Consider the following 13,209-nt stretch of genomic DNA (forward strand, 5'->3'; position numbering starts at 1 on the left):
TATGGAGCAACAATGGATATTGGTGACCGGCGGCAGCCGCGGTATCGGTCGGGCGCTGGTCACCGGCCTGGCGCAAAGCCGGAACGTGGTCTTTACCGGCCGCGATGAGGCTGCGATTAACGCCACCCAGGCGGCGAGCGAAAACTCCGCCCACCGGGTGCAGGGATACGTCTGCGACGGCAACGACGCGTCGCGGGTTGAACAGCTTGCGCAGGCGCTACTGGCCGAGCGGGGGGCGCCGGAAGCGATTATTCACAATGCCGGGATAGCTCGCGATGGCCTGCATATTCATCAGGACGCCGCGCTCTGGCGCGAAGTGTTGGACACCAATGTGATCTCGATGATGAACTGGAACCGGGTGCTGCTGCCGGCGATGCTCACGCAGCGGCGGGGCTCCATTGTGATGATGTCGTCGGTCAGCGCGTTAAAGGGCAACGTGGGGCAGACGGCGTACGCCGCGAGTAAAGCGGCGATGAGCGGTATTGCGCGCTCGCTGGCGCTGGAGGTCGGGCGCTTCGGCATTCGGGTCAACTGCCTGGCGCCGGGCCTGATCCGTACGGAGATGCTGGAGGAGATACCCGCGCAAAAATTGAAAGAGATGCGCCAGTCGATACCGCTACGCCGATTGGGCGAAACGGATGATGTGCTGCAGGCGGTGGCGTTTTTAATCGGTGAGGGGAGCCAGTATATGACCGGGCAAACCCTGGTTCTGGACGGCGGATTGAGCGCCTGAGTCTGTGATTAGGCCGGGTTAGCCTCTAAACGGAATGCGTGAGTTGCGCAATGCGATTCATTAACGCCTGTATTTCGCCAGCGGTTGCACGATAGACCTGGATAATCTGTGGGGAATATTGGGCAATCAGGGATAACATAAACGGGGGAATTTCCTCTCCCGGGTTATTTTTTATTAACTGCGCCAGCGACTTCTCTTCCGCTTTCGGTCCATTTAGCGCATGGACCACCCGTCGGCTCACCGCGATAAGCACGGCTTCTGGCTTAAGGATTTCCTCGTGTAATTGAAGCGGCGCGGGGCCATTTTGCATGGCCATCCACTCAGAAATATCATCAATACCTTCAATAGGATAAAGCGTGTGCCGGGCGTTGTCTGACGTACCAACGCGTTTTGACGGCGGGCGATGATCCAGACAGGAAATATTATGCAGTAGCCCGCCAATTTCTACTTTCAGCGCTTGCGTCGCGCTCATTTCTATTTTTGTCGCCAGATAACCGGCAATGTGCCCGACGGCGGCGGAGTGCCAGGGCGTCTGCCGACTGAATTGATCGATAATAAAAGAGACCAGCTCGGCAATATCGCGGAGGTTGTGTAAAGAGAGGGTGTCGTTATGGACGCCGGAGATCGCGTTAATGTAATCGCGATAATCGGTGGACGCCATGACAGACCAGAAATGACCATCGGCGGAGAGCGTTCTGAAGGCCTGAATATACTCCTGTTTATAAAGAATATTAGCTCCGGCAGCAACGATGTCGACCAGCTTGTTGCTTAAAAAGGCGCTATGGTCGGTACGGTGCTCGCAATAAAGTACATCCAGCCGGTCAGCGAAGAAGAGCAGATGGCTCTCTTCGGGCACCCGCTCACCTTCAATATAATGCCCCAGACCGTTGCGCCAGCGGGTGTGATGATAGCGAACGATTCTGTTGAGCGGGCGAAACAGCGGAATTCGGCTAAGCAACTCGCTGCCGATGAGCGCGTGATTATTATGTTCATTATCGATGTAGTTGAGCGGCTCAAGGCGCGACTTTTCATTTAATCCGCCGACATCATGAATAAGCGCGGCGAGAATAGTTTTACGCCGCTGGGCCGCAGAAAAATTGACTAAATTTGCCAGATGCGATGCGATAAACGCCGTTCTGACATGGTGCAGATTTAGCCGTGGGTTAATCATATCAATGATATTAGCGATGCTGGCTAACGTAGGTAGTAAATGTATCGTCATGATATCTTTATAATTAAAATTAATGAGATAAATCTCAATCAATGATTGTTTTTTTGACGCTGGCAACCATATTGTGGGAACGTTTGGTTACCGAATAAAATAGTATCATCATTAACGCGATTGATATAGATGATTCTATCATTAGTTTGGTTGCCAAAGAGGATTTTTTGCGCGATGTTATCAGGCGTATTATCATCGTTGTGGCGAGTGGTTTGCGAATCAGCAATATAAAAAAGATGACCCGCAGCGGTGCTTTTTTTTAATGTAATGGAGAGGGTGCGCGAGACAATGTATTTATCTCCCGCGCTGGTGAGCAATCCCTCAAGGTTGATTATAAGACGATGGTTGGAAAACTCAGCGGACAGCAAGCCCTGGGAGCGGAGAACATTCTCATTTATTTCCTCTGTAAGATCGTATTGTGATTTACAGGAGAAAGCGTCATGGCTGTTGAAACAAATGTACAGGATGGAAGCTAATGCCAGCGTTAGCGTACAGGCCAGCGCGATAAAAGCGTATTTACGCATTTTTTATTTCCTTATAGTAGTAACTGTGGCACTGCTGGTACTTTATATCGCATTTGAGTATGAATATATCCATATAAATACCTAAGTCCTGTTCCTGATTTAATTGTCGGTTGAAAAGATAAATTTTCTTGGGTGTAGAACAATCGAGCCCCGAGGGGAACAGCTTTTTATTTCTGAGTATTTCCCCCACGCGTAGCGCTCCTGCGCCATAAAAAATACATTTATCCTGAGTAAAAATCGCTGTAGAGGACTGTTTTTGATGGGTAAAAAACTGTAAAAGCAGCATCAAAGCTATCACCAACGGGATAAATAAAATGGCGACTTTGCGGTGTTGCCACAGCAGATTACGCCTGGGAGGTTCAGGGGCCAGCGTCGGGAGAGTGAAAGAGGAGGAGTAATCATTGTCGCTGGTGATAATGACTTCCTCAGAAATTTTAAAGCCAATTCGCGGTACCGTAATAATCACATTTTTCTCAACGCCCAGATCCGCAAGGCTGCGACGCAGCGTTGAGATGTATTGATTCAGGTTGCTATTAGAAGGTCTGGCGCCATATTTTTCAAACACCGACTGAAAAATGTCAACGCGAGAAATAATGTCCCCACGGTATTGTAACAGATTGGTCAGGAGGCGAGTGGAAGTAGCAGAGAGTTCAATACAATCACCGGTCAACAGATTGACCAGCGATGCTTCCTCAGTATCAAATGTAATAAATCCCTCTATATCGAACCGCATTTTTATCTCCGCACGGAATTAAAAATTCACTCTTTATATCAGGGTTTTTATCATAAAAAAAAGTGAATTTCAGATAAATGTACTGTTTAAGTTGAAATTTAAAGCTAATGTTGCCGTTTTCGTAGGGGCAATTCATACTGCCGAGTACTTAATGACAGAAGGAGCTGACTCATGAAGATTTCATTTTCACCCTGTACCCCGCATTCACATCAAAATTCTGTAGCTGCAGTTGAAAGTTTACGAGTATTGATGAGTTCAATGGGCATCAACAAATTCTCCGGGGTAATTGTACCAGAGCAGGAGTATATTCTTTATGTATTGAAAGAACATGAACCTGAAGGGTTACTTACTCGTGAATTAGCGGACAGGTGCGAAATGTCAATTTATAAAGTCAGACATTTACTGCTGCCGTTGGAGAAGTATGGTCAGGTGATTAGAATAAAAGTTAATAAGCATCATAAATGGTATTTTTATAATAAATAATATATGTCAAGGGCCATATTAACAAGAGGTAATGTTGTTTGCAATAAAGATAGAGATCTTGATTGTTTTTTTTATGTTTTTAGATTATTAACAATTAATATCTCGCAAATGATAGAGAATATTCTTAATAATGAGAGCTCGCGACCCTTAAGAAAAAGATGTTTTGCTATCGACAGGCTGATAAGCAATTATGAATAATGACAGATAATTCTTATTATAGATGTTTAATCGATAGCCAACGGCCTGGGATGGCCGCTTTGTTGAGGAAATGATGCTTTTGTTTCTAAAGTGTTAAGTTGACGATATGACCATCTGATGTACTTGATGTTGGCGGGCGGTGAGATAAGGAGATAGATAAGAAAGAGATATAGAGAATAATCGAAGGCAGTTTTTAACGCACGCCGGCTTAAGCGCCATGAGTCCCTCCTGTTTCTGTTGTGCTTCTGCAGAGATATCTTTTTGGCTATACGAATGCGTATCGGCAGTAAAAGATAAAATAATGTGATCCAGTTCAATAATATCCATCATGAGATAATATCTTTCTCAGGTCTATACCCTAAATAATTCGAGTTGCTTAAAGGCGGCAAGGGAGTGAGTCCCCAGGAGCATAGATAACTATGTGACTGGGGGGAATGAGCGTAGCCAACACATAAGCAACTTGAAGTATGACGGGTATATATTACTGTTGGTGCCCCTGGCACCATTAAAGTTGATGCTCGCTGATGTCCAGTATGCTGGACAGATCTCATGACTAATGTGCGATGGGTTAATTAACTGCAACAGCGTGCCGGGCAATTAGGGTGTTATTTGATATGAATTAATAAAATGGCTGCGCCAGTCACGTTACTGTAGGGCTAAATATTATGGTTATCAAACACTCGAATTGAGGGAGCACAAATGGCTTACAGAATGATTTTAAACGAAACCTCTTATTTTGGCCCAGGTTCGATTCGCTGTATCGTTGATGAAGTTAAAAAACGCGGCTTCAAAAAAGCGCTGGTGGTCACGGATAAGGATCTGATTCGTTTTAACGTCGCAACAAAAGTTTTTGCTATTCTCGACGAAGCCGGGCTGCCTTACAGCATTTTTGATGAAGTGGTTCCGAATCCCACGATTGAGGTTGTGCAGCAGGGCGTAGAGACGTTTAAACAGTCGGGCGCCGACTACCTGATCGCTATCGGCGGCGGCTCACCGCAGGATACCTGTAAGGCGATAGGCATCATCATTAATAACCCGGAGTTCGCCGACGTCCGCAGTCTCGAAGGCGGAGCGGAGACGAAAAACGCCGCCGTGCCGATGATTGCGATCCCAACCACCGCCGGTACGGCAGCCGAAGTCACCATCAACTACGTGATTACCGACGTACAGAATCGGCGCAAATTTGTTTGTTACGACCCGCACGATATCCCGGTAGTGGCGATCATCGATGCCGACATGATGAGCAGCATGCCGGCCAGCCTGAAGGCGGCGACCGGCGTCGACGCGCTAACCCATGCGATTGAAGGCTACATCACTAAAGGCGCATGGGAACTCACCGACATGCTGCATCTGAAGGCTATCGAGGTGATTGGCCGCTCGCTGCGTGCTTCCGTTCAGGGCGAGGCACAGGGCGCGGAAGGGATGGCACTGGGGCAGTATATTGCCGGAATGGGCTTCTCAAACGTTGGTCTGGGGCTGGTCCACGGTATGGCCCACCCGCTGGGCGCGTTCTACGGTACGCCGCACGGCGTGGCTAACGCGGTGCTGCTGCCGCATATCATGGCCTACAACGCCGAATATACTGGCGAAAAATATCGCGACATCGCGGTGGCCCTGGGCAACAAGCAGGCGTCAACTCTGCCGATTGCCGAAGCGCGTCAGGCAGCCATTGAGGCGGTGGCGCAGCTGAATCGCGACGTCAATATCCCGGCGCGCCTGCGCGATGTCGGTATGAAAGAAGAGGATATTGATGCCCTTGCGGCGGCGGCTCTGGCGGACGTGTGCACCGGCGGCAACCCGCGTGACACCAGTCTGGAAGAGATTAAAGCGCTGTATCGGCAGATCTTCTAATTTGGCAATCGCAGTGAAGCCGGTAGACATATCGGCTTCGCTGTTCAGAAAGGAACGTTTTCACAGGGCGGGGCGTTAGCCGCCGCCCGGCATAATCATTTCATCAGTTCACGGTGCCAGATAGACCTGCGGAACGGCCGCATCGGGATGTTCCCCCATGCTGACCTCCGCGCCGTACCAGCGGCTGATAATCGGCTGCTGGATCACCTCCTGCGGCGTGCCCTCGGCTACCAGCTTCCCCTGATGCAGCAGCAGAATCCGGTCGGCCCACAGCGCCGCGAGGTTCAGGTCGTGCAGCACTATGCAGACGTGCAGCCGGCTGCTGCGGGCCAGGCGTTTGAGCAGGCGCAGCAGGTGCTGCTGGTAATAGAGATCCAGCGCCGAAGTGGGCTCATCGAGAAACAGCCAGCCCTCGGGGGCGCCATCGCGCCACAGCTGCGTCAGACAGCGGGCCAGCTGCACCCGCTGCTGTTCGCCGCCGGAGAGGGAAGGGTAGCGTCTCCCGGCCAGATGATCGCAGCCGGTTTCTTCCATCACCCGGCGGATCATCGCCTCATTTGCTACGCCGCCCCACGGCGAACGGCCCATGGCGATAACCGTCTCAACCGGCCAGTCGGCGTGAAGCTGGGTACGCTGCAGCATCACCGCCCGGCGGCGGGAAAGCGTTTCTGCCGACCAGCTCTCCAGCGGACGGCCCTCCACCACCCGTACGCCACCGTCGGGCGTTAAATAACCGGTCAACAGGCGCAGCAGGGTTGATTTACCGGCGCCGTTGGGGCCAATCAATGCCGTCATTCCACCGCCGCAGAGCTGGAGCGAAACATCATGAATAATCTGCCGGTTACCCAGACGCAGCGACAGCGAACGCGCGCTATAGCGGTTATCCATGGGTCCCTTTCTCCCGACGAAAAATCAGCCACAGAAACCACGGCGCGCCGAGTACGCTGGTCAACAGCCCGACCGGCATCTCGGCGGGGGCGGCAACGGTACGCGCCAGCGTGTCGGCCAGCAGCAGTAACATCGCGCCGCACAGCAGCGAACCGGGGACCAGGCCGCGATGGTCCGGCCCCAGCCACATCCGCATCAAATGCGGCACGACCAGACCGATAAAGCCGATAATGCCGCTGATAGCCACCGCCGACGCCACCAGCAATGCGCTGCACAGCAGCAGTAGCCGCTGCAGGGCGCGAACGTTGACGCCGAGGTAGTGCGCTTCTTCATCGCCCAGCTGCAGCAGGTTAAGCCGTGAAGCCATCGCCCACACCACGAGGGAAGCCGGGATCATCAGCGTGGCCGCCACCAGCAGCGTCGACCATTCTGCCTGCCCGAGGCTGCCCATCCCCCAAAGCGAAAGCTGGCGCAGCTGGGTATCGTTGCTGATCCACGCCAGTACCCCGACCAGCGCGCCGCACAGGGCGTTAATGGCGATGCCGACCAGCAGCAGGCGCGAAAGCGAGGCGTCTCCCGCCCGGCTGAGGATAAAAATCACCACCATCACCGCCATGCTGCCGACAAACGCCGCCAGCATCGGGGCGTACAGCGCCACGAGCAGCGGCACCGACAGAGGCAGCACCAGCCAGCAGGCGACCGCCAGCGCCGCGCCGCCGCTGATCCCTAACAGCCCCGGATCGGCGAGGGGGTTGCGAAACAGCCCCTGCATCACGCAGCCGGAGAGCGCCAGCGCGGCGCCGACCAGCAGCGCCAGCAGCACTCGCGGCAAACGAATGGTCAGCCAGATGTTTCTCAGGATCTCATCGCCGGAGGGCAGCAGGCTGGCCAACGGCAGACGCATGGCGCCCAGGGTGGTGGCTAACAGCGTCAGGACAATCAGCAGCAGCGTCATTAACCACAGATGACGGGCAGGGTGGGAGCGCATCAGGGCAGCTGCTCCGCTTTTTGCCGCAGCGCGAGCACCGCCTGCGGGGTGCGCGGACCAAAGCCGAGCAGGGCCATATCATCTATCACCAGTACCTGTTTATGGCGTCCCGCAGGCGTCTGCGCCAGCCCCGGCAGCTTCCAGAGCCCGGCTTCGCCGCCCATGCCTTTCAGCCCATCGGCGGAGATCACCACCAGGTCCGGCGTACTGGCGATAACGCCCTCCTGCGACATGCTGCGATAATGGTCGAAGCTCTGCATGGCATTTTGCAGCCCGGCCGCCCTGATTGCGCCATCCGCCGCGGTTTGTTTCCCGGCCACCATGGTATTCATGCCGCCGTGGCTGAGAATAAACAGCACCCGCTTGTTCACGGGCTGCGACGGAATTTGCGCGATCTGCTGATGAACCTTCTGGCGCAGGGCGTTACCTTCGCTCTGCTTACCAAGGGCGTCGGCAATCACGCCAATTTTTGCCTCGATTGCCGGCAGGTCGTAGCCGCCCGGGACGTTGATCACCTTAACCTTATTCTCTTCAACCTTTTTCAGCACCAGCGAGGGCTGCGCCTGGGCGCTGGCCAGCACCAGCGTCGGCCGCAGGGAGAGGATCCCCTCGGCGTTCAGCTGGCGGATATAGCCCACATCCGCCAGGCTTTGCGCGGCAGCAGGCCAGGTGCTGGTGCTGTCTTTCGCCACCAGCTGCCGCTGGGCGTTGAGGGCGTAAACCACCTCCGTGACGTCGCCGCCGAGTGACACAATCCGCTCGGCGGCGGCGCTGGCCAACAGCGGAAACGCCGCAAGTAATATCAGCCAGCGCTTCATGCGAGTAGCCCTTCGGTGGTCAAACGATCGACCTGCGCACGCCACTGCGCCTGCTCCGGGTGGCCTTCGCTGCGTTGACCGAACAGCTGTGCGATCTGCGTGCCGTCTTTGGCGAACAGCTCGACGCTGGTGACGTGGCCGTCAGAGGTCGGTTTGCGGGTCACCCAGATCTCATCCACGCTCTCCTCGCGCAGATGCAGGGTAAACGCGGCGTTGAAGATATTCAGCCAGCCGCGCATCGGGGCGACCTTCTCCAGCGCGCCGGTGAAGATCTGCACGCAGCCGCGGTTGCCGACAAAAATCATGATCTCGTTGCCATCCTGGCGGATGGTATCCAGCAGGCCCGGCAGCGTCTGGGTGTCAATGCGGCAGGCGAGGTCGTCGCTGACCAGACGGAAAGCCTGCTGGCGCGACAGGCTATATTTTCTCAGCAGGCCGAAGAACTGGTGAACGTCGGTCATGGCCCGCCATTCATTTTCCAGCGCCGCCGCGTCGGCGGAGTCGGCATATTTCAGCGGTTCGGCCGGGCGAATCGCCAGCGGGGCAGGCGATTGCTGCGTATGCCCGGCAATCAGCGCATCCCAGGCCGCCATGTCGGTATTGCCGGTGGTGTAAACCTTGAGCAACGCGTCGCCGTGCGGATCGAAGAACTGGATGCTCTGGCGGCCGTTGTCGTTCAGGCGAAAAGCGCTGGCCCACTGGCTGAGAAACAGGCGCAGATCGAGGGCGCGCGGATTAAGCACCAGCCCGGCGTGGCCGCTCAGATGCTGATGGGTAAATTCGCCGACCTGCTCATGCACCGCGTATTCGTTGCGGCAGATGCATTTGGTTTCCCCCACGGTTTCCAGCGCCGTCAGAATGGTGCGGGCGTCGTCCTGCAGACGTACGGCATCGTAGCCCAGGCGGGCTTCGGTCAGCTCGGCTTCGCTAATCCCCATTTCGGCGGCGATATCGCGGGCGTATTTCGCGGAGGATTGCGCTTTCGTGGTCAGATAGCGCTGCCACAGCGGGGTATGTTGCGGTTGGGTGTTTTGCATAATTCACATCCTTCTCTACGATGAGTTTCCCCGGCGCGCGGCCGGGGAGCAGGTTTCTTATTATTGGCCGGTCAGAAATCGACGTTCACGCCCAGCTGCCAGGTGCGGCCAGGCATCACCGCCAGCGCTCTGTCGTTGGCGTCCTGGTTCGTCGCCGTTTCGATATTGCGGCTGCTCAGATAATCCCAGTATTTACGATCGGTAATGTTGTATACGCCGCCGTTCACGCGCACATTCTTCGCGACCTGCCAGTACGCGGTCCAGTCCAGCATGCCGTAGCCCGGAACGCGCATATATTCGCTGGTCGAATCGGTAATCGCGGAGCCGGAGTTGGTATAGCTTTCGCGGTTGGTGGCGGTGGCGCGCTTGCCCTTAACAAAGGTGGCAGTCAGCGCGGTGCCGTACACTTTTGCCGGATCGTCCCACGCCACGCCGACGATGGCCTTCATTGGCGCGACGCTATCGAGGTCGACGTACTTATCGCCGCTGTAGCTGGATTTCGATTGCCCTTCACTATAGCCGTAAGCGAGGGTGGCGCTCAGGCCGTTAACCTCTTCAAACCAGGTGCCAAAGTTGAATTTAGCGCTGATTTCGCCGCCGTAGATGTACGCTTTATCGCGGTTTTCCGCCTGGTAAATGGTGTAGATGTTCGACGGTACGTTAGTGAACTGCGTCGGATTATTGGCGCGGGTGTAGCGGGTATAGGCGATAAAGTTCTTATAGGTGTTGTAGAACAGCGCGGTGCGCATGGTGATGCCTTCCGCCACTTCGCCCTTCATCCCCCACTCAACGTTATCGCTGGTTTCGGTTTTCAGATCGGTGTTGCCGATCAGCGCATACTGGGCGCGTCCGGCGTAGCTGGAGCCGAGGTTCCACGAACCGTATAGCTGGCTGGCGTTCGGGAACTGCGCGCCGCGCTGATACTGCAGATAAGTCATCAGGCGCGGGGTGATATCGTACTGCAAGACCAGCGACGGCAGCGCCTGGGTATCAGCGTTCTTACCGTACAGATTTGACACGTCGGAACCGGTCAGCACGCTGCTGTTGTTGGCCAGATCGGAGACGTTTTCCGGTTTGGTCGACTGATGCATCACGCGAATGCCCGGGATAACCGCAAAGTTATGGCCGTCGAGGTCGAAGTTAATTTTGTCCTGCAGGAAGCCGGCGACGATATAGCCGCGGCTGTCGGCGTCCGGCTGCATAATCTGGCTATAGGCGCTCGGGGTTGGCGACTGGGTTAACGGCCGCTGGGTTTTCGTCGTGCTGGCGTTAAAACCGGCGCTCAGATCGTGGCGGCCTATCGATTTTGCCAGCGCGCTCTGAATCCCCCAGGTGTCGGTATCGTAGTCGGAGCTCACCGTTTGCATCGCGCGGGTGACGCTGTCCGGCATATAGGTCCAGTCATGGGCCTCGGTATGCTGGTAGTAGACTTTGGTCGATACGCTGTCGATATAGTCGTTCATCGGCGTCCAGTCGTCTTTCAGGCTCAGGCCCCAGCGGCGGGTCTGGCTGGTCTGGTTTGACGTACCGATAACGCTGTTGCCGCTGGAGTCCCAGGCGTCGTAATGCGTGTGGTTCGTTTTATGGTAATAATCGAAGGTGCTGGTGAACTTATGTTCGTCATTCGGCTGCCAGATCCCGGAGGCCATAAAGGCGTCCGAGTGCCAGTTTGCCGGATAGGAATCAACGGTCCCGCTGTTATTTTCCGTCTCCTGACCGTCGCGACGGCTGTAGACGAAGATCCCGCGCAGGGTCTCGTCGCCGCCGGCAACGGTGACGCCGTTGTGCCAGCTGCGATCGGACGAGTCGTAGCCGCTGCGGTAGCCGAAGGCGCTGGTTTTGCCCGGATGCAGATAGTCATCCGCGGATTTCGGGCGGAAAGAGACGTTGCCGCCGATGGCGCTGTTGGCGGTTTCCGTTGATGTCGCCCCGGACTGAATATCGATGCTGCCGTACATATAGGGGTCAATATAGTCGCGTCCCATACCGAAGGTATTAAGGCCCGCGCGGCTGGCGTAGCTGCGCCCGGTGGCGTTCGGCTGGGCGATGCCGTCGACGTCGATCCCGACGCGGTTGCTCTCCATGCCGCGTATGTTGTAGCCGGTATAGCCGCCGCGGTCGAAGCCGCTTTTGCCGTTGCCGGAACCGCCGCTGGCGCCGGTGGCGCTAATGAGCGGCTCGTAGCGCATGATCGAGCCAAAGTCGTTGGCCCCTTTATCCTGCAGCTCCTGAGCGCCGATCGAATGTTCGCTGCCCGCTTTCAGCAACGGCGCCGGCGCGGTAACGGTCATCCGTTCCGAGCTGTCATCAGTCGATGCGCTGCTGGTGGTTTTCGCGGTGGTATCAGCCGCCCCGGCGGAAGTCTGATAAATTGCTGTAAGCAAAGAAGTCACCAGCAGGCTTTTCTTGAACCATGCTGTTGATTGAGTGGAGTTATACATAGTAGCCACGCCTTAATAATTATTAGAACCTATCTCATTAGGGCTATTTTGCTTGCCATTTTGAACCTGGGCAGTGCTCAGAATCCTCACGTACTACGTGTACGCTCCGGTTCTTCCGCGCTGGCCGTGTTCAAACTGTCTGCGCCAATGACGCCTACTGGGATAGGTTTTGAGTATTGGCTCACGCGTTACTTCCAGAGTGCAGGTGTGTCCCGTTATTCCGTTACTGGACGTTTTTTCTCCATGCTTGTTGATTGCGAATGGTAATGATAGGTATTATCGTTTGCAACAAAATAATCATGTATTCTTCAATTAATCTGCAAGTTGTTTACAATTTGCCCTTTTACCGACAGCGAGAAGCCGATGAGCCATAAAGCCGCGATTACCATCACCTACTGTTCGCAGTGCAACTGGATGCTGCGCGCCAGCTGGATGGCACAGGAACTGTTGCACAGCTTTAGCACCGATATCGCTTCGGTCACGCTGGTTCCGGGAACCGGCGGGATCTTCGTGGTGGCCGTTGATGATGTGCAAATCTGGGAGCGCAAGCAGGATGGCGGTTTCCCCGACGCGGCGGAGCTCAAGCGCCGGGTGCGCGATGTGTGCTTCCCGGAAAAACCGCTGGGGCACGTGGATAAACCGGCATAATCCTCAGGGAGTATGGGGCTGCATCGTCCTCTCTGAATGTGTATTATGAATGCATCTTTATCGGAGGGAACAGGCGATGGCGGGCAAACGTATTGCGCGGGAAAAAAAGACCATTAGCAGCATGATTGCGCTCTACCAGCGCCGCTGCCCGGATGCTCGCGACGACGCCGAACACTATCAGGCGCTCAACGGCTATGCCGACAAGCGGCTGGATAAGTGCGTATTTGGTGAAGAAAAGCCCGCCTGCAAGCAGTGCCCGGTGCACTGCTATCAGCCCGCGAAACGCGAAGAGATGAAGCAGATTATGCGCTGGGCGGGGCCGCGGATGCTCTGGCGGCACCCGATCCTGACGATTCGCCACCTGATCGATGACAAACGCCCGGTGCCGGAGTTACCGGAAAAGTATCGGCCCAAAAAGCCGCAATAAACTCCCCGGCTCGCGCGGCGCTTAGCCGGGCTACAATTCGTGCGGTCTGTAGCCCGGGTAAGGCGTCAGCCGCGACCCGGGGCTTCGCCGGAACGGGCTGTGGTTTGACTATCGCGAACCGACGTCCAGCAATAAACTCCCCGGCTCGCGCTGCGCTTAGCCGGGCTACAATTCGTGCGGTCTGTAGCCCGGGTAAGGCGTCAGCCGCGACCCGGGGC

Annotated in this window: 14 protein-coding genes; 5 read left to right on the plus strand and 9 right to left on the minus strand. The window is 55.5% G+C overall.

Features of this window, described 5'->3' with window-relative positions; genetic code table 11:
* Window position 1: 1 nt before the first annotated feature.
* Window positions 2-733, plus strand: a complete 732-nt coding sequence (locus ACESQ2_RS13570) for an SDR family NAD(P)-dependent oxidoreductase (protein WP_046877409.1) — start codon at window positions 2-4, stop codon at window positions 731-733.
* 25 nt (window positions 734-758) lie between these two features.
* Here ACESQ2_RS13570 and ACESQ2_RS13575 read toward each other — a convergent pair whose 3' ends face one another.
* The 3 genes from ACESQ2_RS13575 to ACESQ2_RS13585 are packed head-to-tail and all read right to left on the minus strand — an operon-like array spanning window position 759 to window position 3,212.
* Window positions 759-1,955: an HD domain-containing protein gene (locus ACESQ2_RS13575; RefSeq protein ID WP_224260166.1), complete on the minus strand. Its 1,197-nt coding sequence runs from the start codon at window positions 1,953-1,955 to the stop codon at window positions 759-761.
* A gap of 38 nt (window positions 1,956-1,993) precedes the next feature.
* Window positions 1,994-2,479 carry a hypothetical protein gene (locus ACESQ2_RS13580; RefSeq protein ID WP_046877411.1) on the minus strand — a complete coding sequence of 162 codons (486 nt, stop codon included), beginning with the start codon at window positions 2,477-2,479 and terminating at the stop codon, window positions 1,994-1,996.
* Window positions 2,472-3,212: a transcriptional regulator gene (locus ACESQ2_RS13585; protein WP_373170681.1), complete on the minus strand. Its 741-nt coding sequence runs from the start codon at window positions 3,210-3,212 to the stop codon at window positions 2,472-2,474. Before ACESQ2_RS13585 ends, ACESQ2_RS13580 begins: the two co-directional genes overlap by 8 nt.
* Before the next feature lie 171 nt (window positions 3,213-3,383).
* On the opposite strand from ACESQ2_RS13585, the gene ACESQ2_RS13590 reads away from it, so the two are divergent.
* Window positions 3,384-3,695, plus strand: a complete 312-nt coding sequence (locus ACESQ2_RS13590; protein WP_025106451.1) for a FaeA/PapI family transcriptional regulator — start codon at window positions 3,384-3,386, stop codon at window positions 3,693-3,695.
* Between the two features lie 291 nt (window positions 3,696-3,986).
* Here ACESQ2_RS13590 and ACESQ2_RS13595 read toward each other — a convergent pair whose 3' ends face one another.
* Window positions 3,987-4,223 (minus strand): hypothetical protein, encoded by a 237-nt coding sequence (locus tag ACESQ2_RS13595; protein WP_145976072.1) that lies wholly within the window; start codon window positions 4,221-4,223, stop codon window positions 3,987-3,989.
* Between the two features lie 369 nt (window positions 4,224-4,592).
* On the opposite strand from ACESQ2_RS13595, the gene fucO reads away from it, so the two are divergent.
* A complete protein-coding gene (gene fucO, locus ACESQ2_RS13600; protein WP_004853562.1) occupies window positions 4,593-5,744 on the plus strand; it encodes a lactaldehyde reductase in 1,152 nt (383 codons plus the stop codon).
* Between the two features lie 108 nt (window positions 5,745-5,852).
* Here the strand turns inward: fucO and ACESQ2_RS13605 are convergent, their stop codons facing one another.
* The 5 genes from ACESQ2_RS13605 to ACESQ2_RS13625 all read right to left on the minus strand — a co-directional run bounded on the left by ACESQ2_RS13605 (window position 5,853) and on the right by ACESQ2_RS13625 (window position 11,916).
* Window positions 5,853-6,632, minus strand: a complete 780-nt coding sequence (locus ACESQ2_RS13605) for a heme ABC transporter ATP-binding protein (protein WP_080528357.1) — start codon at window positions 6,630-6,632, stop codon at window positions 5,853-5,855.
* A complete protein-coding gene (locus tag ACESQ2_RS13610; protein WP_046877415.1) occupies window positions 6,625-7,620 on the minus strand; it encodes an iron ABC transporter permease in 996 nt (331 codons plus the stop codon). Before ACESQ2_RS13610 ends, ACESQ2_RS13605 begins: the two co-directional genes overlap by 8 nt.
* On the minus strand, window positions 7,620-8,438 hold the full coding sequence (locus tag ACESQ2_RS13615; protein ID WP_373170683.1) for a hemin ABC transporter substrate-binding protein: 819 nt from the start codon (window positions 8,436-8,438) through the stop codon (window positions 7,620-7,622). Before ACESQ2_RS13615 ends, ACESQ2_RS13610 begins: the two co-directional genes overlap by 1 nt.
* The gene (locus ACESQ2_RS13620) at window positions 8,435-9,475 is read right to left on the minus strand and encodes a hemin-degrading factor (RefSeq protein ID WP_373170685.1); all 1,041 of its coding nucleotides are present in this window, start codon (window positions 9,473-9,475) and stop codon (window positions 8,435-8,437) included. The genes ACESQ2_RS13615 and ACESQ2_RS13620 overlap by 4 nt, the downstream gene beginning before the upstream one ends.
* Window positions 9,476-9,546: 71 nt before the next feature.
* Window positions 9,547-11,916: a TonB-dependent receptor domain-containing protein gene (locus ACESQ2_RS13625; RefSeq protein WP_046877417.1), complete on the minus strand. Its 2,370-nt coding sequence runs from the start codon at window positions 11,914-11,916 to the stop codon at window positions 9,547-9,549.
* 363 nt (window positions 11,917-12,279) lie between these two features.
* Here ACESQ2_RS13625 and ACESQ2_RS13630 point away from each other — a divergent pair, with 363 nt between their 5' ends.
* Together ACESQ2_RS13630 and ACESQ2_RS13635 are read left to right on the plus strand one after the other, a co-directional pair.
* Window positions 12,280-12,564: a SelT/SelW/SelH family protein gene (locus ACESQ2_RS13630; protein ID WP_004853555.1), complete on the plus strand. Its 285-nt coding sequence runs from the start codon at window positions 12,280-12,282 to the stop codon at window positions 12,562-12,564.
* Between the two features lie 76 nt (window positions 12,565-12,640).
* Complete coding sequence (locus tag ACESQ2_RS13635; protein ID WP_014226548.1) at window positions 12,641-12,991, plus strand: nitrous oxide-stimulated promoter family protein; 351 nt, start codon at window positions 12,641-12,643, stop codon at window positions 12,989-12,991.
* The last annotated feature ends 218 nt before the right edge of the window (window positions 12,992-13,209 follow it).

Source organism: Klebsiella sp. Q11 (assembly GCF_964241505.1).
GTDB classification, from domain to species: domain Bacteria; phylum Pseudomonadota; class Gammaproteobacteria; order Enterobacterales; family Enterobacteriaceae; genus Klebsiella; species Klebsiella michiganensis.

What these genes read in the sequence shown, in the direction of transcription:
- ACESQ2_RS13590 (WP_025106451.1), top strand. Translation starts at nt 3,384, where the DNA reads ATGAAGATTTCATTTTCACCCTGTACCCCGCATTCACATCAAAATTCT.
- ACESQ2_RS13595 (WP_145976072.1), bottom strand. Translation starts at nt 4,223, where the DNA reads ATGATGGATATTATTGAACTGGATCACATTATTTTATCTTTTACTGCC.
- ACESQ2_RS13625 (WP_046877417.1), bottom strand. Translation starts at nt 11,916, where the DNA reads ATGTATAACTCCACTCAATCAACAGCATGGTTCAAGAAAAGCCTGCTG.
- ACESQ2_RS13575 (WP_224260166.1), bottom strand. Translation starts at nt 1,955, where the DNA reads ATGACGATACATTTACTACCTACGTTAGCCAGCATCGCTAATATCATT.
- ACESQ2_RS13630 (WP_004853555.1), top strand. Translation starts at nt 12,280, where the DNA reads ATGAGCCATAAAGCCGCGATTACCATCACCTACTGTTCGCAGTGCAAC.
- ACESQ2_RS13570 (WP_046877409.1), top strand. Translation starts at nt 2, where the DNA reads ATGGAGCAACAATGGATATTGGTGACCGGCGGCAGCCGCGGTATCGGT.
- ACESQ2_RS13620 (WP_373170685.1), bottom strand. Translation starts at nt 9,475, where the DNA reads ATGCAAAACACCCAACCGCAACATACCCCGCTGTGGCAGCGCTATCTG.
- ACESQ2_RS13635 (WP_014226548.1), top strand. Translation starts at nt 12,641, where the DNA reads ATGGCGGGCAAACGTATTGCGCGGGAAAAAAAGACCATTAGCAGCATG.
- fucO (WP_004853562.1), top strand. Translation starts at nt 4,593, where the DNA reads ATGGCTTACAGAATGATTTTAAACGAAACCTCTTATTTTGGCCCAGGT.
- ACESQ2_RS13610 (WP_046877415.1), bottom strand. Translation starts at nt 7,620, where the DNA reads ATGCGCTCCCACCCTGCCCGTCATCTGTGGTTAATGACGCTGCTGCTG.
- ACESQ2_RS13580 (WP_046877411.1), bottom strand. Translation starts at nt 2,479, where the DNA reads ATGCGTAAATACGCTTTTATCGCGCTGGCCTGTACGCTAACGCTGGCA.
- ACESQ2_RS13615 (WP_373170683.1), bottom strand. Translation starts at nt 8,438, where the DNA reads ATGAAGCGCTGGCTGATATTACTTGCGGCGTTTCCGCTGTTGGCCAGC.
- ACESQ2_RS13605 (WP_080528357.1), bottom strand. Translation starts at nt 6,632, where the DNA reads ATGGATAACCGCTATAGCGCGCGTTCGCTGTCGCTGCGTCTGGGTAAC.
- ACESQ2_RS13585 (WP_373170681.1), bottom strand. Translation starts at nt 3,212, where the DNA reads ATGCGGTTCGATATAGAGGGATTTATTACATTTGATACTGAGGAAGCA.